The 26,386-nt window shown below is 41.6% G+C and carries 17 protein-coding genes; 9 read left to right on the forward strand and 8 right to left on the reverse strand.

All coding sequences use genetic code 11. The annotated features are described in order from the left end of the window. Window positions 1-44: 44 nt before the first annotated feature. The 3 genes from folP to rlmE all read right to left on the reverse strand — a co-directional run bounded on the left by folP (window position 45) and on the right by rlmE (window position 3,712). Window positions 45-893 (reverse strand): dihydropteroate synthase, encoded by an 849-nt coding sequence (gene folP / locus F887_RS04265; protein ID WP_005296211.1) that lies wholly within the window; start codon window positions 891-893, stop codon window positions 45-47. Between the two features lie 136 nt (window positions 894-1,029). Continuing rightward, window positions 1,030-2,925, reverse strand: coding sequence for an ATP-dependent zinc metalloprotease FtsH (ftsH, locus tag F887_RS04260; RefSeq protein WP_005150407.1), 1,896 nt, complete (start codon window positions 2,923-2,925; stop codon window positions 1,030-1,032). 136 nt (window positions 2,926-3,061) lie between these two features. Further along, window positions 3,062-3,712, reverse strand: coding sequence for a 23S rRNA (uridine(2552)-2'-O)-methyltransferase RlmE (gene rlmE, locus F887_RS04255; RefSeq protein WP_005150405.1), 651 nt, complete (start codon window positions 3,710-3,712; stop codon window positions 3,062-3,064). A 229-nt stretch (window positions 3,713-3,941) separates the two neighbouring features. Between rlmE and yhbY the strand changes: the two genes are divergently transcribed. Next, the gene (gene yhbY, locus F887_RS04250) at window positions 3,942-4,268 is read left to right on the forward strand and encodes a ribosome assembly RNA-binding protein YhbY (protein ID WP_005296215.1); all 327 of its coding nucleotides are present in this window, start codon (window positions 3,942-3,944) and stop codon (window positions 4,266-4,268) included. Window positions 4,269-4,273: 5 nt separating this feature from the next. Then, window positions 4,274-4,810, forward strand: a complete 537-nt coding sequence (locus F887_RS04245) for a DOMON-like domain-containing protein (RefSeq protein ID WP_005296217.1) — start codon at window positions 4,274-4,276, stop codon at window positions 4,808-4,810. A gap of 57 nt (window positions 4,811-4,867) precedes the next feature. On the opposite strand, the gene F887_RS04240 is transcribed toward F887_RS04245, so the two are convergent. Further along, window positions 4,868-5,446: a hypothetical protein gene (locus tag F887_RS04240; protein ID WP_005296218.1), complete on the reverse strand. Its 579-nt coding sequence runs from the start codon at window positions 5,444-5,446 to the stop codon at window positions 4,868-4,870. A 360-nt stretch (window positions 5,447-5,806) separates the two neighbouring features. On the opposite strand from F887_RS04240, the gene carA reads away from it, so the two are divergent. From carA to F887_RS04210, 6 genes are all read left to right on the forward strand, one after another. Then, complete coding sequence (gene carA / locus F887_RS04235) at window positions 5,807-6,946, forward strand: glutamine-hydrolyzing carbamoyl-phosphate synthase small subunit (protein WP_005201999.1); 1,140 nt, start codon at window positions 5,807-5,809, stop codon at window positions 6,944-6,946. Between the two features lie 14 nt (window positions 6,947-6,960). Then, the gene (gene carB, locus F887_RS04230; protein ID WP_005296222.1) at window positions 6,961-10,194 is read left to right on the forward strand and encodes a carbamoyl-phosphate synthase large subunit; all 3,234 of its coding nucleotides are present in this window, start codon (window positions 6,961-6,963) and stop codon (window positions 10,192-10,194) included. Between the two features lie 91 nt (window positions 10,195-10,285). Continuing rightward, the gene (gene greA, locus F887_RS04225; protein WP_005150395.1) at window positions 10,286-10,762 is read left to right on the forward strand and encodes a transcription elongation factor GreA; all 477 of its coding nucleotides are present in this window, start codon (window positions 10,286-10,288) and stop codon (window positions 10,760-10,762) included. 443 nt (window positions 10,763-11,205) lie between these two features. Further along, window positions 11,206-13,449, forward strand: coding sequence for a TonB-dependent siderophore receptor (locus F887_RS04220; protein ID WP_005296225.1), 2,244 nt, complete (start codon window positions 11,206-11,208; stop codon window positions 13,447-13,449). A gap of 156 nt (window positions 13,450-13,605) precedes the next feature. Further along, complete coding sequence (locus F887_RS04215; RefSeq protein ID WP_005296228.1) at window positions 13,606-14,226, forward strand: CatB-related O-acetyltransferase; 621 nt, start codon at window positions 13,606-13,608, stop codon at window positions 14,224-14,226. Between the two features lie 234 nt (window positions 14,227-14,460). Beyond that, window positions 14,461-14,898, forward strand: a complete 438-nt coding sequence (locus F887_RS04210) for a universal stress protein (protein ID WP_005296232.1) — start codon at window positions 14,461-14,463, stop codon at window positions 14,896-14,898. An 82-nt stretch (window positions 14,899-14,980) separates the two neighbouring features. Here F887_RS04210 and F887_RS04205 read toward each other — a convergent pair whose 3' ends face one another. Further along, complete coding sequence (locus F887_RS04205; protein ID WP_081401647.1) at window positions 14,981-15,301, reverse strand: MGMT family protein; 321 nt, start codon at window positions 15,299-15,301, stop codon at window positions 14,981-14,983. A gap of 86 nt (window positions 15,302-15,387) precedes the next feature. On the opposite strand from F887_RS04205, the gene F887_RS04200 reads away from it, so the two are divergent. Next, window positions 15,388-16,113 (forward strand): zinc metalloprotease, encoded by a 726-nt coding sequence (locus tag F887_RS04200; protein ID WP_005296237.1) that lies wholly within the window; start codon window positions 15,388-15,390, stop codon window positions 16,111-16,113. On the opposite strand, the gene F887_RS04195 is transcribed toward F887_RS04200, so the two are convergent. The 3 genes from F887_RS04195 to F887_RS04185 all read right to left on the reverse strand — a co-directional run. Next, window positions 16,110-17,831 (reverse strand): CapA family protein, encoded by a 1,722-nt coding sequence (locus F887_RS04195; protein ID WP_005296241.1) that lies wholly within the window; start codon window positions 17,829-17,831, stop codon window positions 16,110-16,112. The two genes, F887_RS04200 and F887_RS04195, sit on opposite strands and share 4 nt — an antisense overlap. Window positions 17,832-17,842: 11 nt before the next feature. Further along, complete coding sequence (locus tag F887_RS04190) at window positions 17,843-19,516, reverse strand: glycoside hydrolase family protein (protein ID WP_005296244.1); 1,674 nt, start codon at window positions 19,514-19,516, stop codon at window positions 17,843-17,845. Between the two features lie 114 nt (window positions 19,517-19,630). Continuing rightward, window positions 19,631-26,386: BapA/Bap/LapF family large adhesin (locus tag F887_RS04185; protein WP_005296248.1), on the reverse strand; the 6,756-nt coding region annotated here is incomplete at its 5' end.

Raw genomic sequence — 26,386 nt, forward strand, 5'->3', positions numbered from 1 at the left:
GCAAGTCAATAGAGCCCTCAAGCTCTACTGACATCGCAATAAATTTAAGCTTGCATCATGTTCCAGACTTTTATCGCATCGCGAGTGGCTTTAACGTCATGGGCACGAACGATACTTGCCCCCTGCTGAATACTGAATAAATGCCCTGTCACACTGCCAACCGCGCGCTCTTGCGCAGGTACACCATTTAAGGCTTCACCGATAAAACGTTTACGTGAAAGGCCCGATAAGATTGGGTAGCCCATTCGATTGAGCTTCCAAAACTCATTCAGCAATTGAAAATTTTGCTGTGCATTTTTAGCAAAGCCAAAACCAGGATCGATAATGATATTTTCTTTTCTGACTCCCACTGCAATTGCTTGATCCAAGCGTTGCTGCAATTCAAAAATCACATCTTCCGTCACATCATCATATTGATCAAGCTGATTCATATTGGTCGGTTCACCACGCATATGCATCAGCACCACAGGAATATTCAACTCAGCAGCTGTTTCCAAGGCCTGTGGACGTGTTAATGCACGAACATCGTTCCAGATATGTGCGCCAGCTTGTATGGCAGCACGCATCACTTCTGGCTGACTGGTATCAATCGACATAATTACATCATAATTTGAGAGAGCCTCGACCACAGGAATCACTCGACGAATTTCTTCAGCTAACGCCACAGGTGATGCATTTGGACGTGTCGATTCTCCGCCAATATCGATGATGGTTGCACCCTCTTCAAGCATCTGTAAAGCATGTTTGATCGCTTGATCTTTTTGATGGTGCTGCCCACCATCACTAAATGAATCAGGCGTGACATTCAAGATGCCCATTACATGAGGCTGAGAGAGATCTAATTTAAAACGACCGCACTGTAACTGATATTGTGGTAATGGCATCAACTGCATGATCAAGACTCTTGGTACTTTAACGGGCTTATTTTAACAACACAGCCTCTAGAACGTTGCTGATTTATTTTCAGTTTGGACTAAAATCCAAACAAAAAAAGAGCGACCGAAGCCGCTCTTTTTATTTCATCTTGATTTAGCCCATTGCTGGTAATGGTGGTGGTGTAGATGGACCATCTTTCGGTGGTTCAAATGCAGCCACTGGATTTTCAGCAACATAAACTTTAGGTGGTTGCGGTTCACGACCTTCCATGATGTCACGGATTTGATCACGATCGATTGTTTCCCAATCCATCAACGCTTTCACCATTGCATGAGCGATATCTTTGTTATTTTCCAAGATATCACGTGCAACTTTATACTGTTGATCCAAGATACGACGAACTTCTTCATCGACTTTTTGTTGAGTCGCTTCAGAAATCGTACGACTACCTACATTACCGAAGAAACCATTTTGGTTTTCATCTTCATAAACCATTACACCAAGTGCATCAGACATACCATATTTGGTCACCATTGCACGCGCCATTTTAGTTGCACGTTCAAAGTCGTTAGATGCACCTGTCGACATTTGGTTAATGAACACTTCTTCTGCAATACGACCACCAAATAAGATTGAAAGTTCATTCAACATCTTATCTTTATAATGGCTGGTTTGATCTTGTTCAGGAAGCTGCCAAGTGACACCTAATGCCCAACCGCGTGGCATGATGGTTACTTTATGCACTGGGTCTGTACCCGGTAAGATTTCAGCAACAATCGCATGACCCGCTTCATGGTAAGCCGTTGCACGACGTTCTTCTTCACGAATTACCATCGATTTACGTTCAGGGCCCATGTAGATCTTGTCTTTAGCATCTTCAAAGTCATGCATATCCACCGTATTTTTATTACGGCGAGCAGCAAACAATGCAGCTTCATTGACTAAGTTCGCAAGTTGCGCACCTGAGAATCCTGGTGTACCACGTGCAAGAACTTTAAGATCTACACCTGTAACAGAAGGAAGTTTCTTCAAGTGAACATTTAAAATTTGTTCACGACCACGGATGTCTGGTAAACCGACCATCACTTGACGGTCAAAACGGCCTGGACGAAGCAATGCTTTATCCAATACATCAACACGGTTGGTTGCAGCAATAACGATCACGCCTTCATTGCCTTCAAAACCATCCATTTCGACAAGCATCTGGTTCAGGGTCTGTTCACGCTCATCATGACCACCACCTGTACCCGAACCACGATGACGACCAACTGCATCAATCTCATCAATAAAGATGATACATGGCGCATGGCGTTTTGCTTGTTCGAACATGTCACGGACACGAGAAGCACCGACACCGACAAACATTTCAACGAAGTCAGAACCAGAGATACTAAAGAATGGAACTTTAGCTTCACCAGCAATCGCTTTTGCCAACAATGTTTTACCTGTACCCGGAGGGCCAACCATCAGTACACCACGTGGAATGGTTGCACCAAGGCGTTTGAATTTTGCAGGGTCTTTTAAGAAATCAACGATTTCAACCACTTCTTGTTTTGCTTCGTCACAGCCTGCAACATCACTAAATGTTAACTTGATTTGATCTTCAGATAACATTTTTGCTTTTGACTTACCAAAACTCATAGGACCGTTTTTGCCGCCTGCTCCACCGCCCATATTACGCATGAAGAACATGAATAATAAGATGATGAGCAATACAGGGAAACTCGCAATGAGAAGTTGCATCAAAATGCCTTGACGTTGTGGCGCTGTGCCTTCAACAACTACATTTTGTTTATTCAAGCTTGGTAGCAACTCAGTGTCTTCTACTTGAGGACGAACCGTCTCAAACGCAGAACCATTGGTTTTTTCACCATTAATATTTAAACCGTCAATTGTGACTTGTTTAATTTGCCCAGCATTCACCGCTGCAACGAAATCAGAATATTTCATCGCTGCAGGCTTATTGCGGTCACTGACGTTGCTAAAAATCAAAATCAGAACACCGAGTATGATGAGCCACAATACGGCATTCTTGAAGTAATCGCTCAAGGCTTTATTCCCATATCAATCTAATTTGATCATACCTAATCTTGGCTGACCTTCACAAAAACAGCAATGAATTTGCGTTGCAAAAAACTTAAAAGGTACAAAATGCACAATTTTTAACAACTTGGCAAGTACACTTTTATTGCAATGCCTTTTTACGACCTTGGCCAATCAAAAAAACTTCTTTCGATCGAGCACGTGATGCCGCAGGTTTGGCTGTTTTTAATACATCAAAACTATCGACCACCTGTTTTCGGAACTCATCAAATCCCGTCCCTTGGAACACTTTAACAATAAACTGTCCGTTTGGTCCGAGAACTTTCTGAGCAAAATCCAAAGCCAATTCACATAAGTAAATTTGACGCGGTTGATCAACAGCCCTATTACCTGATGTATTGGGGGCCATATCTGAAATTACAATGTCTACTTGACGTCCATTTAAAATATTTAACAATTTTTCGAAAACTTCTTCTTCACGGAAGTCGCCTTGTAAGAAGGTCACATCTGGAAGTGCATCCATTGCAAGGATATCTGAAGCAATCACCAAGCCCTTTGATCCAACCAGTTTACCTGCAATTTGAGACCAACTGCCTGGCGCTGCACCTAAGTCGACAACCGTCATACCAGGCTTGATCATTTTATATTTTTCTTGGATTTCAAGTAGTTTATATGCGGCACGTGCGCGATAACCTTCCTTTTGTGCTTTTTTGACAAAAGGGTCATCCAAATGCTCTCGCATCCACACACGACTGCTTTTAGACAATTTTTGATTGGTAATGCGTGTTGCCATAACTCACTAAATTTCAAAAAACTTCTGATCAGTCATTGTACGTGAAAATTACTCTCATTACAGTACGGATGTACTTCATTCACACGAAGTTTTACAGATTTTTTTCGATCAACACGATTGATTATTTTTAGCAATTTTCACATTTTTGTTTCAAGTGCTGGTCTGCTCAATCTATCTTAGATTCGGGATGCAAGTTATACTAGGTCGTTTTTCCAATCAGGTATTTTTAATGGCGGCTTTATCTATCCATGAACGTAAGCGTTTACGTCAAATTGGCCATGCGCTTAATCCAGTTGTAATGATTGGTAGCCAAGGTCTTACAGAAAACGTCATTGAAGAAACAAATCGTGCGCTGAATGATCACGAGTTGATCAAAGTGAAAATTGCGGGTGAAGACCGTGATGCACGTGCAACTGTAATTGATGCGATTGTTGAAGCAACAGGTGCAGAGTCTGTACAGAAAATTGGTAAAATTGTTTTGCTATATAAAAAAGCAGCCAAACAAAACCAACACCTTTCTAACTTAGTTCGTTTTGCTCATCTAAGTAATAAATAATTACGATGGCAAGTTATGAACTGTCTGCCTTTGATCGCTTTAGCGCCATTACCGTAGTTGGAGCGATTGAGCAACAAACGCCAGCATCCCTAAATGTTGGTTTTTGGGTTCGTGACCCAAATCAATTTTTGATCTACCCAGATCAAGTCGCTGCACATCCACGTCAAGACTTTTTATGGGAACAGACTTGCTTTGAGATTTTTGTTGGTGTGAAAGGTGAAGATTTCTATCGTGAAATTAATCTCTCCCCTTCTCAAGCTTGGCAAGTCTATCAATTTGAAGAATATCGCTTTCCTGAAAATATGCCGCCAGTCGCTGCATATGACATTGAGCTGAATCATTTACAGCGGACTCATTATGGTTTAAATGTCAGTTTAGATCTGTCCCAATTCATGCAACAACATAAATTGAAATGGTCTGACTTATACCTCGGTCTAAGCATGGTGTTGAATACCACACAAGGTATGCATTATTTTGCAATGCAGCACAGTAGTCCTCAAGCTGACTTTCATAATAAACGTGACTGGTTGCATCAGTTCTAATGTTTTGCACATAAAAAAAGCGAGAAAAATTCTCGCTTTTTTTATGCATACAACTTATTAGCTGGCGCGTACTTTATTCCAAGCTTCAACAGCTTGCTCTTTAGTACGTTTAAGGCTCACAACTAAAGTATCTTTATGCTTCACTGAAATTTGACTAATGTCATCTTTCAATTCTTTGCTCACTTTAGTTAAGTCTTCGATCAATGCATTTAACTCTGTTTTTAATACATTTTTCAATTCAAGCAAGTTACCTTGCGATGAATTAAGTTGAGTTTTAATCACTTCAATGCGCTCTAAAAGATCTTGTTTGATCTGTACAAGCTGATTTTGAATATTTTGATTTAACTCTTTTGCTTCAGTCTCAATTTTTTCTTGAGTTTCCGCTAAAGCTTCTTTCACTTGACCTTGAGTCTCAGCAATCACTTCTTTCGCTTGCTCTTGAGTTTCAGCAATCACTTCTTTTGCCTTCGCTGTTTTTTCTGCAACCGCTTCTTTCGCTTTTGCAGTTTTCTCAGCAACCACTTCTTTCACTTCAGCAGTCTTTTCAGCAACCACTTCTTTCGCTTTCGTGGTTTTTTCAACTACAGCAGCTTTCACTTCTTCAGCAGTTGCAGGTGTTGTTTGATTGTCAGCCATTTTAATTCCCCTCATTATTGATTGTTGATTTTTTGGCTAGCTATAAGATAAAACGGCTACAACTCAAACACGAAAAAAATTGTCTAACAATTTGCATAATATCTCATGATAACGATATCTGGATGAGCGATTTTGCAATAGACACCTCTGTCCGCTTGCTTAAAAAGAATTCGACAATTCCTAACTTTAATAAATAAAACACATAGACTTTTCACGGACTCATGCGTATAATGCGCTGTTAAGTTACAAGCGAGCAGACTGGAAGGAGGGGCATGTTTTTTTAAAGACGGCCTGCCTTTTTTTATGTCTTCTCGCTTTTTTACAGCCCTATTTTTGTGGTCTTAGTTCAGGAGCTTTGGTTTGAGCACCCCCGCCATTTTAGCCCTCGCAGATGGAACGATCTTTAAAGGAACGTCTATCGGTGCATCGGGTAGTACGACTGGTGAAGTCGTTTTTAACACTGCCATGACTGGTTATCAAGAAATTTTGACCGACCCAAGCTACGCACAACAAATTGTGACGTTGACTTATCCTCATATTGGAAATACTGGCTGTAATAGTGAAGACGTTGAATCAGGTCGCATCCATAAAGTATGGGCGAATGGTTTAATTATTCGTGATCTGCCTTTATTACACAGTAATTTCCGTGCTGAACAATCTCTCAGTGAATACTTGGAACAACATAATGTTGTTGCGATTGCTGATATTGATACGCGTAAATTGACTCGTATTCTACGCGACAAAGGTGCACAAAATGGTTGCATCCTTGCTGGCGAAAATATTACAGAAGAAGAAGCAATTGCAAAAGCACGTGCATTTGGCGGTTTAAACGGTCTCGATCTTGCGAAAGAATGCTGTGATCCGACGGGTTTTGAATGGACTGAAGGTTCTTGGACTTTAGGCGAAGGCTTCACTCAACCAGAATTAAAATTTCATGTTGTTGCATACGATTATGGTGTCAAAACCAACATCTTACGTATGCTTGCAGACCGTGGTTGTAAATTGACTGTTGTTCCTGCACAGACACCTGCTGAGAAAGTACTCGCACTCAATCCAGATGGCGTGTTCTTGTCAAATGGTCCTGGTGATCCAGCAGCATGTGACTATGCCATTGAAGCAGTGAAAACCATTGTTGATACAACCAACTTACCTGTATTCGGTATTTGTTTAGGTCACCAAATTTTAGCGCTCGCTTCTGGCGCGAAAACTATGAAAATGAATCATGGTCACCACGGCGCGAACCATCCTGTACAAAATCTTGAGAAAGGTACAGTGATGATTACTTCTCAAAACCACGGCTTTGCTGTTGACGAGAGTACTTTACCTGCAAACTTAAAAGTGACACATCGTTCACTGTTTGATGGTACAAACCAAGGTATTCATCGCACTGACAAACCAGCATTCAGTTTTCAGGGTCACCCTGAAGCCAGCCCTGGTCCACATGACTGTGCCCCATTGTTCGATCATTTCATCGAACTTATCGAAGCAGCTAAGAAGTAATTAAGGAGCGAATAATGCCTAAACGTACGGATATTAAAAGCATCTTAATTATTGGTGCTGGTCCTATTGTCATTGGTCAAGCCTGCGAATTTGACTATTCAGGTGCGCAAGCATGTAAAGCGCTTCGTGAAGAAGGTTATCGCGTTATTTTGGTGAACTCTAACCCAGCGACCATTATGACCGACCCTGCAATGGCAGATGCAACTTATATCGAGCCAATCACTTGGCAGACCGTTGCACAAATCATTGAAAAAGAACGTCCAGATGCAGTCCTTCCAACCATGGGCGGCCAAACTGCATTGAACTGTGCCCTTGCTTTAGACGAGCACGGCGTTCTTGAAAAATATAATGTAGAACTGATTGGTGCATCAAAAGAAGCGATTGAAAAAGCAGAAGATCGTAAACTGTTTGATATCGCGATGCGTAAAATTGGTTTGGAATGTCCAAAAGCTGCCATTGCTGAAACAATGGAAGAAGCTTTGGCCATCCAAGCAGGTTTTGGTTTCCCAGTCATCATCCGTCCATCATTCACGATGGGTGGTTCAGGTGGTGGTATTGCCTATAACCGCGAAGAGTTCCTAGAAATCTGTGAACGTGGTTTCGATCTTTCTCCAACTAAACAATTATTGATTGATGAATCACTGATTGGTTGGAAAGAATATGAGATGGAAGTTGTTCGTGACAAAAACGACAACTGTATCATCGTTTGTGCGATCGAAAACTTTGACCCAATGGGCGTACACACAGGTGACTCAATCACTGTTGCTCCTGCGCAAACATTGACAGACAAAGAATACCAATTAATGCGTAATGCATCAGTTGCGGTTCTTCGTGAAATTGGTGTGGAAACAGGCGGTTCGAACGTTCAATTCGGTATTAACCCGCAAGACGGCCGTATGGTTGTGATCGAAATGAACCCTCGCGTTTCTCGCTCATCTGCCCTTGCTTCTAAAGCAACAGGTTTCCCGATTGCTAAAATCGCAGCGAAACTTGCAGTCGGTTATACCCTTGATGAATTGAAAAATGACATCACTGGTGGTATTACACCAGCATCTTTCGAACCATCGATTGACTATGTAGTAACGAAGATTCCACGTTTCAACTTCGAAAAATTCCCACAAGCTGAGCCTGTACTGACAACTCAGATGAAATCTGTGGGCGAAGTCATGGCGATTGGTCGTAACTTCCAAGAATCTGTACAAAAAGCACTTCGTGGTCTTGAAGTTGGCGTAAGTGGCTTTGACGAAAAAGTTGAAGCGGGTACAGCCAATGCGAAAGACATCATCTTAAAAGAGCTTAAAGTACCTGGTCCAGAGCGTATCTGGTACGTTGCTGATGCATTCCGTCATGGTTTCTCTTTAGATGACGTATTTGAAGCAACCAAGATCGACCGTTGGTTCTTGATCCAAATCGAAGACATCATTAAAACTGAAGCTCAAGTGAAAGCATTAGGTTTTGGTGACTTAAATGCTGACAATATCCGTTCATTCAAACGCAAAGGTTTATCTGACCTTCGTATTGCTGGCTTGATGGGTATTTCACAAAAGCAATTCCGTAAACAACGTTGGAACTTGGGTGTATATCCAGTTTACAAACGTGTTGATACCTGTGCAGCAGAGTTTGAATCTGGTACTGCTTACATGTACTCAACTTACGATGAAGAATGTGAAGCAAATCCATCAAACCGCGACAAGATCATGGTCATTGGTGGTGGTCCTAACCGTATTGGTCAAGGGATCGAGTTTGACTACTGCTGTGTACACGCTGCGCTTGCAATGCGTGAAGACGGTTATGAAACCATCATGGTGAACTGTAACCCTGAAACTGTTTCAACCGACTATGACACATCTGACCGTTTATACTTCGAGCCTGTAACACTTGAAGATGTACTTGAAATCGTACGTACTGAGAAGCCTAAAGGCGTGATCGTACAGTACGGTGGTCAAACACCTTTGAAATTGGCACGTGCTTTGGAAGAAGCAGGTACCCCAATCATTGGTACATCTCCTGATGCAATTGACCGTGCAGAAGACCGTGAACGTTTCCAACAAATGATTCAACGTCTACAGCTTCGTCAACCAAACAACAGCATCGTAAAATCTGCTGAAGAAGGTATTTCTGAAGCGGCTAAAGTGGGTTACCCACTGGTTGTTCGTCCATCTTATGTATTGGGTGGTCGTGCAATGGAAATCGTCTATAACGAAGAAGAACTGAAACGTTACCTTCGTGAAGCAGTACAAGCGTCGAATGAAGCCCCTGTCCTACTTGACCGTTTCCTTGACGATGCAACAGAAGTTGACGTTGACTGCGTTTCTGACGGTAAAGATGTTGTGATCGGCGGTATCATGCAGCATATTGAACAAGCAGGTATTCACTCAGGTGACTCTGCATGTTCGATTCCTCCGTACTCACTTTCTCAAGAAGTTCAGGACGAGATGCGTCGTCAGACTGTTGCAATGGCAAAAGAGCTTGGCGTAATCGGTTTGATGAACGTTCAGTTTGCAGTGAAAGGCAATGACATTTATATCCTTGAAGTGAACCCACGTGCATCACGTACCGTTCCTTTCGTATCTAAATGTATTGGTGATTCTTTAGCAAAAGTTGCTGCACGCTGTATGGCTGGCCAATCTTTGGAATCACAAGGTTTCACCAAAGAAATCATTCCAACACATTTTGCTGTTAAAGAAGCCGTATTCCCATTTGCCAAATTTCCTGGCGTAGATCCAATGCTTGGGCCTGAGATGAAATCTACAGGTGAAGTGATGGGTGTAGGTAAAACCTTTGGTGAAGCATTCTATAAAGCAGTGCTTGGTTCTAACGAACGTTTACCAGGCTTACCAACAGAAGGCGAAGTGAAACATGCATTCTTATCGGTTCGTGAATCAGATAAGAAATACATTGCCGACATTGCAAAACAGTTAATCGCTTATGGCTTTAAACTGGTTGCAACCAACGGTACACATCGTGTGCTGAAAGAAGCTGGAATTGAATGTCAAGCTGTCAATAAAGTGACCGAAGGTCGCCCACATATTGTTGACCGCTTGAAAAATGGTGAAATTCATCTTATTGTCAACACAACTGAAGGTAAACAAGCTCAGTATGACTCTGCCATGATTCGTCGTGCTGCCCTCCAAGGCAAGGTGTATTACACCACGACCATCAACGGCGCAGAGGCTGTTTGCCAAGCATTTGCTGTGAAATTGCCAATGGATGTATACCGCTTGCAAGATTTACAAACTGTAGGTTAATTCTCTACCGATAAAGTCCCGTCACCTTATCGGTGGCGGGCTTTTTCTTTTTTTAATCCTGTATTTTCCCAACCAATTTAGAGGGACTGAAATGCAACGTTACCCTATGACTCCCGAAGGCAAGGTTGCCTTAGAGAAAGAATTACAACAGCTCAAAACAGTGGATCGCCCACGTATTATCCAAGCGATTGCTGAAGCACGTGAGCACGGCGATTTAAAGGAAAATGCTGAATATCATGCTGCGCGTGAACAGCAAGGTTTCTGTGAAGGCCGTATTCAGGATATCGAAGGTAAACTTGGTGCAGTTCAAGAAATTGATGTCAAAACACTCGAGCAAAATGGTCGTGTTGTGTTTGGTGTGACTGTCACCATTGAAAACCTGGATACTGAAGAACGTAAGACTTATAAAATTGTAGGCGATGACGAAGCAGATTTTAAAATCAATAAAATCTCAGTAAACTCCCCGATTGCACGTGGTCTTTTAGGTAAAAGTGAAGGCGACGAAGCAAAAATTCAAACACCACAAGGTGAAGTTGAATATGAAATTGTCAGCGTGGAATACATCTAATCCACTCGACTAAGTGATTAAAGAACTCTTCATCAATTGAAGAGTTCTTTTGTTTCAGGCATCCAATTTCTAAATAAAATAAAAATAAGATGAAGACATGTAATATCTACTTATCAACGCCTTGATCTATACCATTACTGGAATGTTTCTGGGCATATGCGTCGCAATCATATTTGCGTTTCATGTGAATCCTGATACAAGTTCTGCACTTATTGTTTTTAATACTGCTCTGTGCCGTGTTCGGCTTTATCTTTCTCAATCAAATTCAATGCTTGTTTACATGGCTTTGGAAATTTTCCCAGAATTAAAGTTTCCGCTTTTAAAGCTTAAATAACCATTGATCATAAAAATTCAAATTCTGTTAAGAATTATTTGATAACGATATTGATTATAATTATCATTAACAAAATTAAACATTATGCATATTTAATAGGTATTCCCTTATGCCGCAAACTGTACGATTCACCCAACATCCCCTCTCCCGTGCACTACAGTTGATCGCAGGTGGTACTAAAGTCGCTTTACCGATGTTAATGCTGTGTGGTCAATTCACACAAGTGATGGCTGAACCGACCACATCAGATCGCGAAAACATTATCAATGCACAAGTCACAGCAAATACCCTACCGACCATCAAAGTCGCTGCAGAAAAAGAGCAATCAACCTCATACACAACTAAAAAAATAGCGATCGGAAAAACCACACAATCACTCAAAGAAACACCACAGTCTGTTTCTGTGGTTACCCGTCAACGTTTGGATGATCAAAATATTTCGACCATTGAAAATGCCATGAAATATGTCACGGGGCTGACTGTGGTACGTTACGATGCAGCAGGAAATTATAATGATTTCAATGCACGGGGTTATGGCAGTGATACCTACCAAATGGATGGTACGACCTTAAGAACCGATTCAAACGGAACCTATCTGGATCTATCTGTCTTTGATCGTATTGAAGTATTACGTGGTGCATCGAGTATGTTCAGTGGCGCAGGTGAACCAGGTGTTTCTATTAATCTGGTCCGCAAGCGTGCATTGGCTGATTTTGCCTTGACTGGTAAGGTAAGTGCTGGCTCATGGGATAACTATCGTGGCGAGGCAGATGTTACTGGTAAGCTTACACAGGATGGCGCATTACGCGGCCGACTGGTCACAGCAGTACAAGATTACGATACCTTTATGAACGGCATTGATGGCAATAAGAAACTGGTATACGGCACACTGGAATATGATATTCAGAACAATACCACGCTATCACTCGGTGCTACCTATCAAGATATTAATACGGTCTTATCACGTGGTTTACCGTATGGCCCCGATGGAAAGCTTCTCAATATTTCGCGTAAAACAAGCTTTGTGCAGGACTGGAACAAGCAGGATCTAACCAATAAAGAATTTTTTGCAGAACTGGAGCATCATTTAAATCATGATGGGCTGATCAAAGCGACTGTGCGTCAAAGCATACGTGATAATCATGCCAAATATAGTGATCCTTCTTTACCAGACGCTAAAGGTGATATGTCCAAATTTAGCGCATTGGCCTTTAAACGCGAGGACAAAGATTTTACTGCAGATCTATTTTTTAACACCCCTTTCCTATTTGCTGGACAGACCCATAATTTCCTGATCGGTGCAGATTATCTAAAAGGCAACTCAAAAACCAATTATTCATCTTGGGGAACACCACTGATAGGTACAATCAATATCCATCATGATAACCAGCACCAATTTGCTGAGCCCTATTTTGATTACGACACCAATGTCAGCAAAGAAAAAATAGAAAACTATGGCATTTACAGCCAATTGAGAATCAAACCACTTGAACGTTTAACCTTGGTCGGAGGTGGTCGTGTGAGTTGGTGGAAATCAATTTCAACCACCTTAAGGGCTGATGGGAAAGACAGCACCGATCCAGCAGCGACCCATGATGCAAAAGCAGAATTTACCCCTTATGCAGCAGTATTATTCGACCTTAATCCAAATGTGTCTCTGTACTCTAGCTACTCGGAAATCTTTAAACCACAAAATAGCTTTACCTATGACCCTGTAACGGGCGGCAAAGGTAAACAACTTGATCCACGGACTGGTACTCAGGTTGAAGCTGGACTGAAAGCTGCTTTCTTCGATGACCGTTTAAATCTTTCTTCTGCAATCTATCAACTAGAAGACAAAAACCGTGCGATTGCCGATCGTTCCGCTCCTGAGGGTTTGGGTTATTCAGTGGCGGCAGGTAAAGCACGTAGCCGTGGTTTTGAGATCGAAGCAAGTGGGCAAATTACCGATAATTGGCAAATCACAACAGGCTATGCCTATACCAAAAGTGAATACCTAACTGACCCAAACCAACAAGGACAACCAGTTAACACCTTTACCCCTAAGCACAATTTTAATTTATGGACGACTTATAAACTACCTGCAACTATCGTTGAAGGAGTCAATCTTGGATTTGGTTTAAGAGCCGTATCTAGTTATTACGATGGATCCGGTAGTCAGCGGGTTCAACAAGATGGCTATACATTGGCTTCAGCAAGCCTAGGCTATCAAATTAATCCACGTTATAAGTTTGCGATTAATGTAGATAACTTATTTGATAAAAAATACTATGAAAAAGTGAATTATTGGATACGTCAAAATATGTATGGTTCGCCACGTAGCGTAACAGCAAGCTTAAGCTTTAAGTATTGATCTATTATGTAATCGACTAAATCTAGCCAACAAGATTAGAACAATACGTACTTTAAACTCAAATACACCTCGCCTTACTTAAGTACGGCGAGGTTTTATATTTATTCCCTCGAACACTGGGTATAATAGCTCAGCTTTTTTTAATTTTTTCTTGATATGGATCCATTGATCAACTCTCCTGTTAAACATTGGTGTGAGTTCGAATTTATTGCTAAAACGGTGAAAAATCCGAATATCCATATCAAAGGCAATTATTCTTACTATTCTGCTTATTGGGACCAAGGCTTTGAACGTTGTGTGGTCCGTTATCTACATGACAAAGCTTCAACAGCAGAGAAACCGATTGATCAACTCCATATTGGCAACTTTGTCTGCTTTGGCGCTGAATGTGTAATTATGATGGGTGGTAATCAACTGCATCGCTCCGATTGGATCTCGACCTTCCCTTTTGATACACGCAGCTTTCTGCCCGCGGGTGATACTGTCATTGCCGACGGTTGTTGGATTGGTAGCCGAGCCATGATCATGCAAGGGGTGAAACTGGGCGAAGGTGCAGTCGTGGCGACAGGTGCTGTGGTCACGCAAGATGTACCGCCTTATGCAGTCGTTGCTGGCGTACCTGCCAAAGTAATTAAATACCGTTTCTCTGATCAGGACATTGAAAAACTGCTTTCCCTCAGACTTTATGACTTAGATGAAAAGCAAATTTTAAAAATGCGTGAACAATTACAGACCGATGATGTTGAATCATTGATTCGTTTTTTTGAACAATATTAATTCCTCCTTAGTGATAACTCACTGATATAGCACCATTCTATTTTTATAGAAATTTCATGTATTTTTTAATTAAATCCTATCTTAACCATTCTCCTATAAATAATAACTATCCCTATAAAAATGCTAGGTTTTATTTATCTTTCAACAGGTTTACTATAACCATAGAGCTTGTAATTTAAACAACATTTAAATACTGAATTCAATACAAAATCATAAGTATAAGGAGTAACTCACATGGCTTATCAAAAAATCTTAGTGGCGATCGATGACTCTGAAATTGCTGCGAATGTCATTCGGGAAGCAGCCCAACTCGCAAAAGCATTAAATAGTGAAATCACTGTGGTTGAAGTGATGACTTTGGACCCCTATCTTGCCGATGCCTATGTTCGTATGGGACAAAGCAATGAGCTGATTGAACGTGTTCGAGGCTATGTTCAAGATAATTTAAGCAAGGCTGAACAAAAGTTCGAAGAACTTGGACTTACTGTCGCGACTCAAGTCTTGGAAGGTTTTTCCGTGCATCAGGAAATTATCGGTGCGGCCCAAAACATCGGTGTAGATTTGATTATTATGGGTTCACATGGGCGTACAGGCTTTAAACAATTTGTACTGGGTAGCGTAGCGCAGAAAGTTTTGGCAGAAAGCCATATTCCTGTATTAATTGTTCGCTGAATCATTAAAAGTCTCAGAACGTATAATTTATATTTGCTGAATTCTGCAATAACAGATTATGCGTTCTAAACTCACATCCGAGTTAAGGCTGCCAAGCAAATATTTTTAAACTCACTTTGCCATTTAATAAATAGATCCCTTCAGCCTCTAATAAGCTCTGTTGAACATTTTCGCCCTTCTCATTGATTCGGGTCACGCTGATCTTGCCTTGAGAATTAATGACACGATACCAAGGAATGTTACTTTCGATATCTAAATGCTTGAGTACATAGCCGACTAGACGTGCATGCTTAGGCAAACCCGCCAGCTTGGCAATTTGTCCATAACTTGCCACTTTACCATAGGGAATTAAGGCAATCACTTCTAAAATCTGTCGATGTAGTTCATTGGTATCTTGCACAATACAACCTATAAAAATCTGCTAAGATGATAAAAATCATGCGAAAAGCTAACCACAATAATTAAAATGCAATAACTTGAGAGAACAAAATGCGGTTAAAAATTACGGCCCTGACCCTATTATGTCTGATCTTCAGTGCATCTTGTACTACTCAAAAAACACCTGTCAAATTGCCTCCATATCAGTATCCATTGGATGCCAATGATTTACCTGTGGTCAATGTCAGTTTTATTGTGACCAGCAACCGTCCTGAAATTAAAGCTCTCGATAACAAAACACAGATCTATAAAGAACTGGCGATATTGAATCGGTATTTTGTCGATGAAAATAATCAAAAAATCTTTAAGTTTAAAATCCACCGTTACTATTCATATCAAGACTTTAACAAACGTAAGTGCGATCTTGCCAATCAGTTGAATCAACCGAAAGCACTGATTCCTGACAATCTTCCAGGTGCAGTCAAAAGCTGTTTCCCTCGTAGAAAAAGCAAGGAAGTACTGTTTATTATTTATGACTCTTATGGCGAAAAATTGAAATATGCAGATATCACCAGTTGGGGATTCCGCAATCAAGGCCAACCGTTTATTTTGATTGATTGGGAACGACTGAATTATCAAACCCAAGCGGCAAGTGTCCATGAAATGGGACATGCTTTCGGCTTAGGGCATGTGTGCTCACCCAAAGCGACCAAAACGACACCGACCAATATCATGAGCAGTTACGACTGTCGTTTGGGCAGTGGTGGCTTACGCAACCTTGGTTTTACCCGTGAGCAGCTCAATATTATGCTCAATAACTATAACCAATATCCTTAAAAATCAAGCTGAATATAATGGCCTAAATGGTCCTGTCCTAAGGTGTAATTAGCTTGCTCTAACTGACTGGTCAAGGCAGATTGAGCTTGTTCAAATTGCATCTCATAGACGGGACGAGGTTGCCAAAAGGTTTTACGGTTATGGGTGTAAATTGGATAAAACTGTAATCGACATTGTTTTAAATTGAGTCGAATAATTCCCCCATAAGGTAAGGCCTGATAGTTTTCAAAATTGCCATTACTGTTAAATACGCCATTTCCTATGCCGAAAATGACCGGTTTTTGATGAATAAATCGTATCGGCTGAATGGTATGTGCACCATGTCCAATGACCAGATCTGCCCCAATTTGAGTCAGTATCTTGGCAAGTTTTTCTTGCTCAGGGTGGATCGATTTAAAATCAACACCCCAATGACAAATGACGATGATCTTATGCTGTGGATGTTTTAGGCGATATTGCATGATTTGTTCAAACAAAATCGCATTGATACAAGCCACTCCTGAATCATACCCCAAGGCATAGAAATCATAATCTTGATAAGCCGTTGCCCGATGCCAATAACCATTGAAAATTGCCACACGCTGTCCATCGGTTTGAATTTCTAGGTATTGATGTGCTTGCTGCTGATCACTCCCCGCCCCGATAAAATCAATCTCTGCTTGCTCTAGCAATGCCAACGTATGTTTGAGGCTTGCATCCCCATAGTCTTTTAAATGATTATTGGCCAAACACAGCGTATTGATATGCCTACGTTTAAATTCTGCCAAGGTTGGCTCAGACCGCGCACCAAGGATATAGGCTTTTTTCCCATCTAAAATTGAGTCGTCATCAAGATTAAAAACCGCCTCTAGATTGGCAATATTGATATCATCTGGACCAAAAAATTGTTGGATGCCTTCGAAAGAATGTTGATAACCATAACGCTGTAAAGCATCGTCGATCCCTTGACGTGTTCTTTTAGCGGTATAAAATTCACCAAAATAAGTATCCCCAATAATATTAACCCACTCACTTTTGGCTTGAATCTGTTTTGCAGGCAATAAACCCGGCTGAAAACAATGAGAATATGGCACTAAATGATCAATACGATGCACATGATCCAATAAGTGGAAAATACCTATGCTCTGGTTATCATGTCGATAAGAAAAGTAGTAATTTTGCGTTTGATCCTTCAGATAAAGTACAGCATCCAACTGTCTACATGTCCACAATGAACGGATTGGAGCAATCTCCTGCCCATTGATATTCAATGCTTTTACAAAAACCCGTTTCAATAACTCAATCGGTAAGCTAAAAATACGTTCAGCCAAGCGATAGATATTTTGGAGCGTGTTTTTAACATTTTTATCAGCAGAATAAAATTGTAAATCAAACTGTTGTGCTTTTTTGGCAACTTCAAGTTGCGTCTGTTGCCAACTTCCAAATAAATGACAGCCGAAACGTTGTTGAAGCTCTTGGGTATGGGTAAAAGCAAAGGCTTGCAATAATTCTAAAATGCTACATTGATGATCGAATACAGGGTTCAATCCCTCGCTTGCTTGAACATGATGAGTCACGACTTCATCGAGTTGCAACGATCCATCGACAATACGTTCTAAACCAAGAAGTAATAAAATCCAATATGAACAATCCCCTACTATTTCAGTTTGCCAAATGGAATGCTGAAAGTTTTGATTGCCAATATGGCTGATGATTTTAATCTCTTGAGGAATACTCATTTAGGTGTGCCTCATGCATCAGTTTCAAAGTGCTGTACATAGGCAATATAACCCGAAAGATTATGTTCTTGATCATCGATCCGTACACGAAAACGATCATGTCGCACATAAAAAGCATTTAAAATTTTATCTGGTCGTGCCATATACATCGCCACTTCAGGATAGAAAAAGCCAGTCCGTTGAAACTCAGTTCGGAACTCAATCAGTTTTTTCAATTCTTCAAACTGTGCTTTTTCAAATAATTGCTCCAAGCCAAGCGCGCGAATCCGACCAACCATTTGATAAGCCGCCATCATCATTTCCAACAAAGTGGCATAGGCTGTTTTTCGGTTACGGATAAACAGCATATGCTTTAAATAATTATTCAGCCCGAACTGGAAATATTTTTCTTCTGGGCAAATTTTTGTCAGTTCATTGGTACAGTAACTGAGCCAATGATCGTGGTAGCGATCATAGTTTTGCGTCATAAAGCGTTCAAACATCTGTTTGACGGTGTGCAGTAATGTCTCATCTGGATAAAGTTGATAGAGGCGTAATAATGCCAATGCGGCTTCACCATCATAATAAATAATTCGGAACTTCTCTTTTATCTCATAGCTTGGATAATGCAGGACATGTGTGGTTTCGCCTACTTCATTGACCATCGACAAAATCCCATTGGCCAGATGCCGAGCATAGGTGAGATAACCCGTATCTCCGGTCATTTCTTGGTATTTAGTTAGCATTAAAATGGCAGCCGCATTGGCACCCAGCTTAATTTCATCGAGCCCTTTAGCTTCATCACCATCCAGCATATAAGCCAGTTCAGCCTGTTTTTCGATATAAAAATGCTGTAGCGCATAATCAATGGCAGACTGAATCTGAGTGATCAATTTCTTATTTGGTTGGATCATCAGTGTTTCAATTAATGCATAGACTGAAGTGCAATGCCGAACCGTGTTGTAGCTACGAATTTCACGATCATAGGCTGGGAAACAACCATAGGCAAAACGTCCATCCGATTGTATTTGCCGAGCAAGAAATTCAGCATTTGCTTCGATCATTTTTTTGAAATGCTGTTTCTTTGGTTCAAACAGATAACGTACCCCATTCGCACTAAACTGGCTGTGCAGAGGAATCAACTGTCGATCTTCATAGATCACCGCTAAAGTATCAAAAGTCCATAGCTGTTGAAGATCTTCAATTTTTATCTCGCAATACTGATTTGGATATTTTTTTAAAAGGCAGCTATTTAAATTTTTCTCATCGAAAAAGTTAGGTGTGTTATAGCTGAGTGCCCGAATAATTGCCTTACCGTATAGCTCCTGTTCCAAAAAACATTGCTGAAAATCAGCATCGAAACTGATGCCTTTACGGTAATGATTGTTGTGGAACTGATTCTTTAAAGTCTGTTCGATGTCCTGCCATTGTTCTTGTTGGATATTAAAGGCGACATCAATTTTAAGAAATGTCGTAGAGTCTGCATCGAAAGCAAATAAATGCGCTAGGAAATCGAAGAATTCTTGTTGAATACTGGAAAAATCTGAACATGCTGAATTCCAGACTTGGCAACGTTGCGTCTGTTCTCCATAGGAACAAAAAATCACAGCGTTGGACACGTCAATGTGTTGCTGAACCTGTTTAAAAAAATGATCACTGAGTTGTTGCTTGAATTGCTCGAGTGCAGAAATGGTTGTAATGGTCATAGCTTCAATTTTTAGAATTTTTAAGTGTTTTAAACACGATACCACATATTTTTATGATCTTCGCAAAATGAAAAAGAGAACCCGAAGGTTCTCTTTTTGAGTTAAGGGTTTGGATTAGTAAAGAATTTGATGGTTATTTAACAAGGTGGTTAAGTTTGTTGTAACGCCATCTAAAGTAATCAAGTCCGTATAGTTACTTCCAAAAATTGGAGTTGCGCCATTACGGTCAATGCCAATCACGGTATTACCACCAACGTTGGTTACACGGAGATATTCAGCAATATTGCCATCTGTTTGATCTCCATCTAAAAGATGACGAATATCAATTTTATCTGCTTGATCATTATAGTTAACAGCATGTGTATCAGTGTTTCCGACCACGAAGCCATTCCAATGATCAACACCATTACCGCCTGTATTTGCTCCATTACCTGCTGTTGCCGCAGTACCATTCAGTATTTGATAAATTAAGGTATCTGAACCACTGCCGACGATCGCGCTGGTAAATGTATCGTTGCCACTAGTACTCGAATAAAGCAAGTTGTAATCAGGATGCGTCAAGTTAATATTCAAGGTTGCAGTTGATTCAACACCAGTTGCAGAAATGATTTTGTATTCAATACTGTCTGTTGATGATAGATGCGTTGTCACATTGACATCATTTGGACGATATTCATACTCACCATTTGACTGCATGATTAACACACCGTTTCCGGTATTAATCGTTTGTCCTAAGGCATCCACATATGAACCTGAAACACTGTTCCATACTTGAAGTTTATAACCTTCATGAGAAAGAAGACCTGTATCTGCTACTCCACCAATCGTGTCTCCAAGCAATACATTACCGTTGATCCAATCTGAACTATATTGATTCAAATGAACTGTGGTTGTCGTAACGCTTGTGTCTAAGGTCGTAGTTCCAACTGAGACGCCTTGTAATCCGTAATGAACTCGGTATAAGCCAGCAGCAAGATTCTCTACAGTATCTTGGAAAGCCACACTACCAACTTGAAGCGTCGCCAAATTCCCTAAAGCTGTTTGAGACCCTTTATAGACCGTATCAACCCATTGACTGGTTGCTGCATTCCATATCTGGATCACATAACTCACTGTTGGTAACAGGCCAATGAGTGGTTGTACTTTATAGACAGCAGCGAGATCGATACTGCCCACTGTTCCAGCTGCGATGGTGAAGGTACTAGAATCGACGGAAGTCAAACCAAGACCATTAATTGTAATATCAGGACTCAGTACATCAACTGCAGCATCTTTGCTATTCGAGAAGTCTGTCGTTGCAGTGACATTATCTGCATTGGCAACGATCTCAATGGTGCCATCATTCGCTGGGTTAGCTGTATCCCAAACCACTTTGACATCTGGTGAACCCACTTGGATATGCAATTTCGCGGTATCGGTTGCACCAGTGAGCACATCACGAACCGTATAGGTAAATGTATCTACTTTGCCAATTGCACTGAGGTCAGTTGTATTTGGCGTGTAGGTATATTGACCATTTGCGGAAATAACCAGCGTACCGTAAGCACCAACAATCGTTGTACTTGTGCCAATCGTTTGGACTGGCGCACCCACAATTTCCGAAGTCACTGTAGATACATGCGTAGTCAAGGTAATTGAGTCATCAGCCAACACATTACCTGTTGCAACAACTGCGGTATTGGTTGGAGCCACACTGTAGTCAAAGTCATCTTTAACCACACTCATGGTACCTAAGATACCGATACCAACACCGGTGTAGACCATGAAGGCGCGGTACTCACCTTGACCTAAGTCAGGAACAGTTACCCCAATACCACCACTGCCTAATAAACCAATGTTCAGTAATCCAGTGCTTGAGCCACCATCGATGTTATGCCAAGTACCGTCTGCTGCTTTCTCTTGTAAAACCACTTTGTAGTCATTAAATAGTGACAGTGAAACGGTTGGAGCGTAAGAGAATGTCACATCCGCGCCATGTCCAGCTGCAATATTAAATTTCACACTTGGTGTGCCTAACAAGGAAAGATTGAGGTTCTCTGTTAATCCAACCAGTAACAAGTAGGTTGCTGAACCCACTGCTACACCGAGTTGACCTTGTGGAACAATGTCGATACCCGCAGCAACCACATCATCCAGTGCATCTACAGGTGTCACTGTAATGTCAGCAGGTTGTGATGGATCCGTTGGGTTCCAAGTCATATCGACAGCATCGCTATCAATATGGAAGTACAAGGTTGCTTGTGAATTATTCACACCATCGGTCAATGTATAAGTGAATTGATCGACTTGTCCTAAACCATTTGGATTGGCTGTTGGTTGATAACTGTAATTACCATTTGCGTAAATCGATAATGTACCGTAATCACCGACAATGGTTGTAACACCAGTGACATTCACAGCATGGCTCACGCCATTGAAGATCACACTGGTGATGCTACTGAAGCCAGATGCAGTATCAGCATGTCCATTCAAGCCAATGTCATGGATCACATTACCTTCCGCAGCTTGAACGCTGTATCCCGTAATATTGGTCGCATCGAATACATCTTTTTGAACAGAAAGTGTACCTAACAGGCTTATTCCAACACCACCACCAGCATAAGTCATAAAGGCTCTGTATTGACCTGCACCCAATCCATCTAATGTGATTGAATTACCACCGAAGGCTGCAAGGCTGAGTAAATCAGCATCGCCTGTACCATGTACAGCTACCCATTGATTCGTCGCAGTATCAAATTTTTGAACCACAAGCACATAGTCAGCAAGCAGACTTGCATCTATTAACGCACTGTAATTGAAAGTCACATCATTTAAAGTGCTATCAGTTAAGGTAAAGCCAACACCTTGTCCACCTAACTGGAAGTCAAAATTCTCAGTTAAGCTTAATAAGGCTAGATATAAGTAGCTACCTACCGCAACATCATTACCGATTTGTAGATATTCAGGATTGATTTCCGCAACCGCAAGATCATCTACTGCAATCACTGGTGCACTGTTACCAATTGTGAAGTCAAGGCTTGCACTGGCAAGGTTTCCGCCAAGTGGATCGGATAAGGTATACGTGAAGTGATCAACCTGACCGATATTTGCATTGGTATTATTCGGTGTATAGATGTAATCACCATTTGCAAATATTTTCAGTGTTCCGTATTGACCCACAATGGTTGCGCCATTCGTGAGATCGATCGGAGTGGTTATACCATTGAATGTTACAGAACCAACCACGGTATAACCTGTGACCGAATCAGCATTCGTACCAACACCTAAACCAGTAATCACGTTTCCTTCTGTCGCAACACCGGTGTAGTCCACTAGTGTTGGGTCATAGACATCCATCGTACCTGACAATGTGCCTAAGATACTCTTACCGTATAGACCGTTATACGTCATAAATGCACGGTATTGACCTTCTTCCAGACCTTCAATCACAACCCCAGGTGTAGCATTCAATCCTATGCCTAAGATACTAAGATTGAGTAAGGATGCCTCACTGCTACCAGTAACTGACTCCCAACGACCTGTGACCGTATTGAATTTTTGCAGCACAAGTTGGTAGTCGCCCAATGCACCTTCATTAATCAGACTGCTGTATTTAAAGGTTGCTGTTCCTTGTTCACCTGCAGCAACATTGAAGCCCACCGTGCTGTTCACGAATGGTAATGGTGCCTGTAAGTTGATACCAGCCAATGAAAGCAATGCAAGATAAGTTGCGCTGCCCAATGCTCGGTCATCATCAATGAGATGAGGCTGAGCAGTGATTCCAGCATTGACTGCATCGTCTGCAGCAATGATGCTGACAGTTGCAGGTTGTGATGGATCAGCAGGCCAGTTCATATCGACAACTTTACTATCAAGGTGAACATAGAATGTTGCTTGTGAAGTCGTACCAGATGCTGGATCTCTTAAGGTATAAGTGAACTCATCCACTTGTCCTAAACCTGCACTTGCAGGGTTTGGTGTATAGGTATAGTCACCATTTGGATAGATGACCAAGGTACCATAAGTGCCTGTAATCGTAGTTGGAGATGCCGTTATTGCAACACCATTGATTTCACTGATCACACTGTTCGGTGTAGCGATATCAATCGCGCCATTGGTATTTGGATCAGAGATCAAATTACCATGTGCCGCAACAACATCGTATCCAGTTACAACAGCAGGGTTATAAAGATCAACTTCACCGTTTAAGGTCACACCAATCGCACCACCTAGTGCACCATTGAAGGATAAGAACGCTCTATATTCGCCTTCCGTCAATCCAGCGATTTGAGCTGTAGGTGTTGTTCCCAACAAGGTAAGGTTAAGTAATGAACGATCACCTGTACCATTCACCGCTTCCCATTGTCCTGTCACTTCATTGTATTTTTGCAGCACAACATTATAGTTACCGAGTGCTGAAGCACCGATCAAGCTATTGAAGCTAAATGTTGCAACCCCTTCTTGCCCAGCAGCGACGTTAAAGTCGACTGTATTCACAGTGAGAAGTTGTAAATCAACCAGATTTCCAACATTCAACAACACACCGTAGAACGCTGAATCAGTTTCTGTACCCACCAATTGATATTGCGGGTTAATCTCAACTTCAACCAAATTGTCCGCAGCGCGAATCGTATCAAACTCAATCGTTAAATTGGCTTGTGTTGTCGCACCAGTGACCGAATCAGTTAGGGTATAAGTGAACACATCGGTATGACCCACACCTGAACCATTCGAGAATGGTACATAGGTATAGCTACCATCCTGATGGAAAGTAATCGTTCCATAAGTTCCTGTGAAGGTTTCTCCATCAGCATCAATCGGATGACCATTCACGGAAGAAACATAAGTGTTTGGCGTGATTTGATCGACTTGACCTGTTGGATCTGGATCAAGAACAACGTTACCTTCGGCATTACCCACTTCATACCCACCAGGGATAGTAAGATCGTAATCATCCATGGTTGCAGATAGAGTGCCGAGAACACCAAGCCCTAACAAACCGTCGTAAGTTAAGAATCCACGGTATTGACCTGCATCTAAACCTTCAAGTACGACACCTGGTACATTTCCGATACCAAGTCCGAGTAAATGTAAGCTAAGAAGTGAGGCGTCACTATCACCATGGATAGATTCCCATTGATTTGTGGTTGTATTAAATTTCTGTACAACCAATTTATAGTCAGACAGTAAACCAACATCTATTAAGCCACTATACTGGAATGTAACCGTACCTTCATGATTAGCAGCGACATTGAAGCCAATTGAATTACCGCCAAGCTGCAGATCGATTCCTGCCAATGATGTCAATAACAGATAGGATGCACTACCCAAATTCACATCATCTTGAACTAAGGCTGGTTGTGGGCTTAACACCGCATGATCAACGTTGTCGTACGCAACGATAGTACTTGTATTTACGATGTAGCTGACATTCGAGCTGATCGTTCCAATGTTACCTGCTGCATCTGTTGCTTGAACCGACACATTAATGGTTTTATCCACATCTGCAACCAGTTCAGAACCTGCAACTGTTACACTCCAGATACCACCGGCTTGTACCGTCGTTGACAGGTTAACGCCATTCACATTGACAGTGACTGCATCACCAACAGTGTACTCACCTGTTACCGTACCACTGATGGTTTGGTTCAAACCAGCTTCAGTCAGATCAATAACATTATCACCAGTAATCGGGTTGATTGTGATTCCCGTTGTTGAAGCATCAGGTGGAGTAATGTCTACCGCATACAATTGTGTATCTAACAGAGTACTGCTGTTGCCTGCTGCATCTGTAAAGGTTGCAGTTGCTGCAATGGTCTTATCCGCATCTGCCAATAAGTCACTGCCCGCAACACTTGCTGTCCATGTACCTGCTACGGCATTTACGATTGCTGTATAAAGCACACCATTAATCAATAAAGTGACCGTTGTGCTGGTTGCATCTGCAGGAATACCAGTCAAAGTACCAGTGACTGTAACATTCGCAGCTGCTTCAGTTGCATTGACTACGTTGTCTGCTGTCACCACATTAATGTTTAGGGCAGCGCCTGTTGTATCTGGTGGAGTAAGATCCACTGCATACACTTGGGTATCAATAATGTTGCTGCTGTTACCTGCTGTATCTGTAAAGGTAGCAGTTGCTTCAATAGTTTTATCACCATCCGCCACCAAATCACTACCTGCTACACTTGCTGTCCAGTTACCTGTTACAGGATCAACCGTCGCTGTATAGCTCACACCGTTAATCAACAAGGTCACAACCGTGGTTGCTGCATCGGCAGGAATACCGGTCAAGGTTCCTGTGATGGTCACATTGGTTGCTGATTCAGCTGCATTCACTACATTGTCTGCGGTTACGGCATCAATGTTAATGACTGCACCTGCTGGGTTCGGTGGTGTAATGTCTACTGTATATACTTGGGTATCAGTGATGTTGCTGCTGTTACCTGCGGTATCGGTGAAGGTTGCTGTGGCATCGATAGTGTGGTCACCATCTATCAACAAGTCACTACCTGCAACACTTGCTGTCCAGTTACCTGTTACTGGATCAACCGTCGCTGTATAGCTCACACCATTGATTAATAAGGTCACCACAGTCGTTGCTGCATCGGCTGGAATACCTGTCAAGGTGCCTGTAATCGTCACAGTCGTTGCTGATTCAGCTGCATTCACTACATTGTCTGCGGTTACCGCATCAATGTTCAATACTGCACCCGCTGGGTTTGGTGGCGTAATGTCCACTGTATACACTTGGGTATCTGTAATATTGCTGCTGTTACCTGCTGTATCAGTGAAGGTTGCTGTTGCATCAATGGTTGTATCACCATCTGCCACCAAGTCACTACCCGCAACACTTGCTGTCCAGTTACCTGTCACAGGATCAACCGTTGC

It is taken from the genome of Acinetobacter sp. NIPH 2100 (genome assembly GCF_000369805.1).
GTDB lineage: Bacteria > Pseudomonadota > Gammaproteobacteria > Pseudomonadales > Moraxellaceae > Acinetobacter.

Excerpts from the sequence above, each read along its gene's own strand:
- F887_RS04210 (WP_005296232.1), top strand. The coding sequence starts at position 14,461 with ATGGCTTATCAAAAAATCTTAGTGGCGATCGATGACTCTGAAATTGCT.
- carB (WP_005296222.1), top strand. The coding sequence starts at position 6,961 with ATGCCTAAACGTACGGATATTAAAAGCATCTTAATTATTGGTGCTGGT.
- folP (WP_005296211.1), bottom strand. The coding sequence starts at position 893 with ATGCAGTTGATGCCATTACCACAATATCAGTTACAGTGCGGTCGTTTT.
- F887_RS04245 (WP_005296217.1), top strand. The coding sequence starts at position 4,274 with ATGGCAAGTTATGAACTGTCTGCCTTTGATCGCTTTAGCGCCATTACC.
- F887_RS04190 (WP_005296244.1), bottom strand. The coding sequence starts at position 19,516 with ATGACCATTACAACCATTTCTGCACTCGAGCAATTCAAGCAACAACTC.
- greA (WP_005150395.1), top strand. The coding sequence starts at position 10,286 with ATGCAACGTTACCCTATGACTCCCGAAGGCAAGGTTGCCTTAGAGAAA.
- F887_RS04220 (WP_005296225.1), top strand. The coding sequence starts at position 11,206 with ATGCCGCAAACTGTACGATTCACCCAACATCCCCTCTCCCGTGCACTA.
- yhbY (WP_005296215.1), top strand. The coding sequence starts at position 3,942 with ATGGCGGCTTTATCTATCCATGAACGTAAGCGTTTACGTCAAATTGGC.
- F887_RS04215 (WP_005296228.1), top strand. The coding sequence starts at position 13,606 with ATGGATCCATTGATCAACTCTCCTGTTAAACATTGGTGTGAGTTCGAA.
- rlmE (WP_005150405.1), bottom strand. The coding sequence starts at position 3,712 with ATGGCAACACGCATTACCAATCAAAAATTGTCTAAAAGCAGTCGTGTG.
- F887_RS04195 (WP_005296241.1), bottom strand. The coding sequence starts at position 17,831 with ATGAGTATTCCTCAAGAGATTAAAATCATCAGCCATATTGGCAATCAA.
- F887_RS04240 (WP_005296218.1), bottom strand. The coding sequence starts at position 5,446 with ATGGCTGACAATCAAACAACACCTGCAACTGCTGAAGAAGTGAAAGCT.
- F887_RS04200 (WP_005296237.1), top strand. The coding sequence starts at position 15,388 with ATGCGGTTAAAAATTACGGCCCTGACCCTATTATGTCTGATCTTCAGT.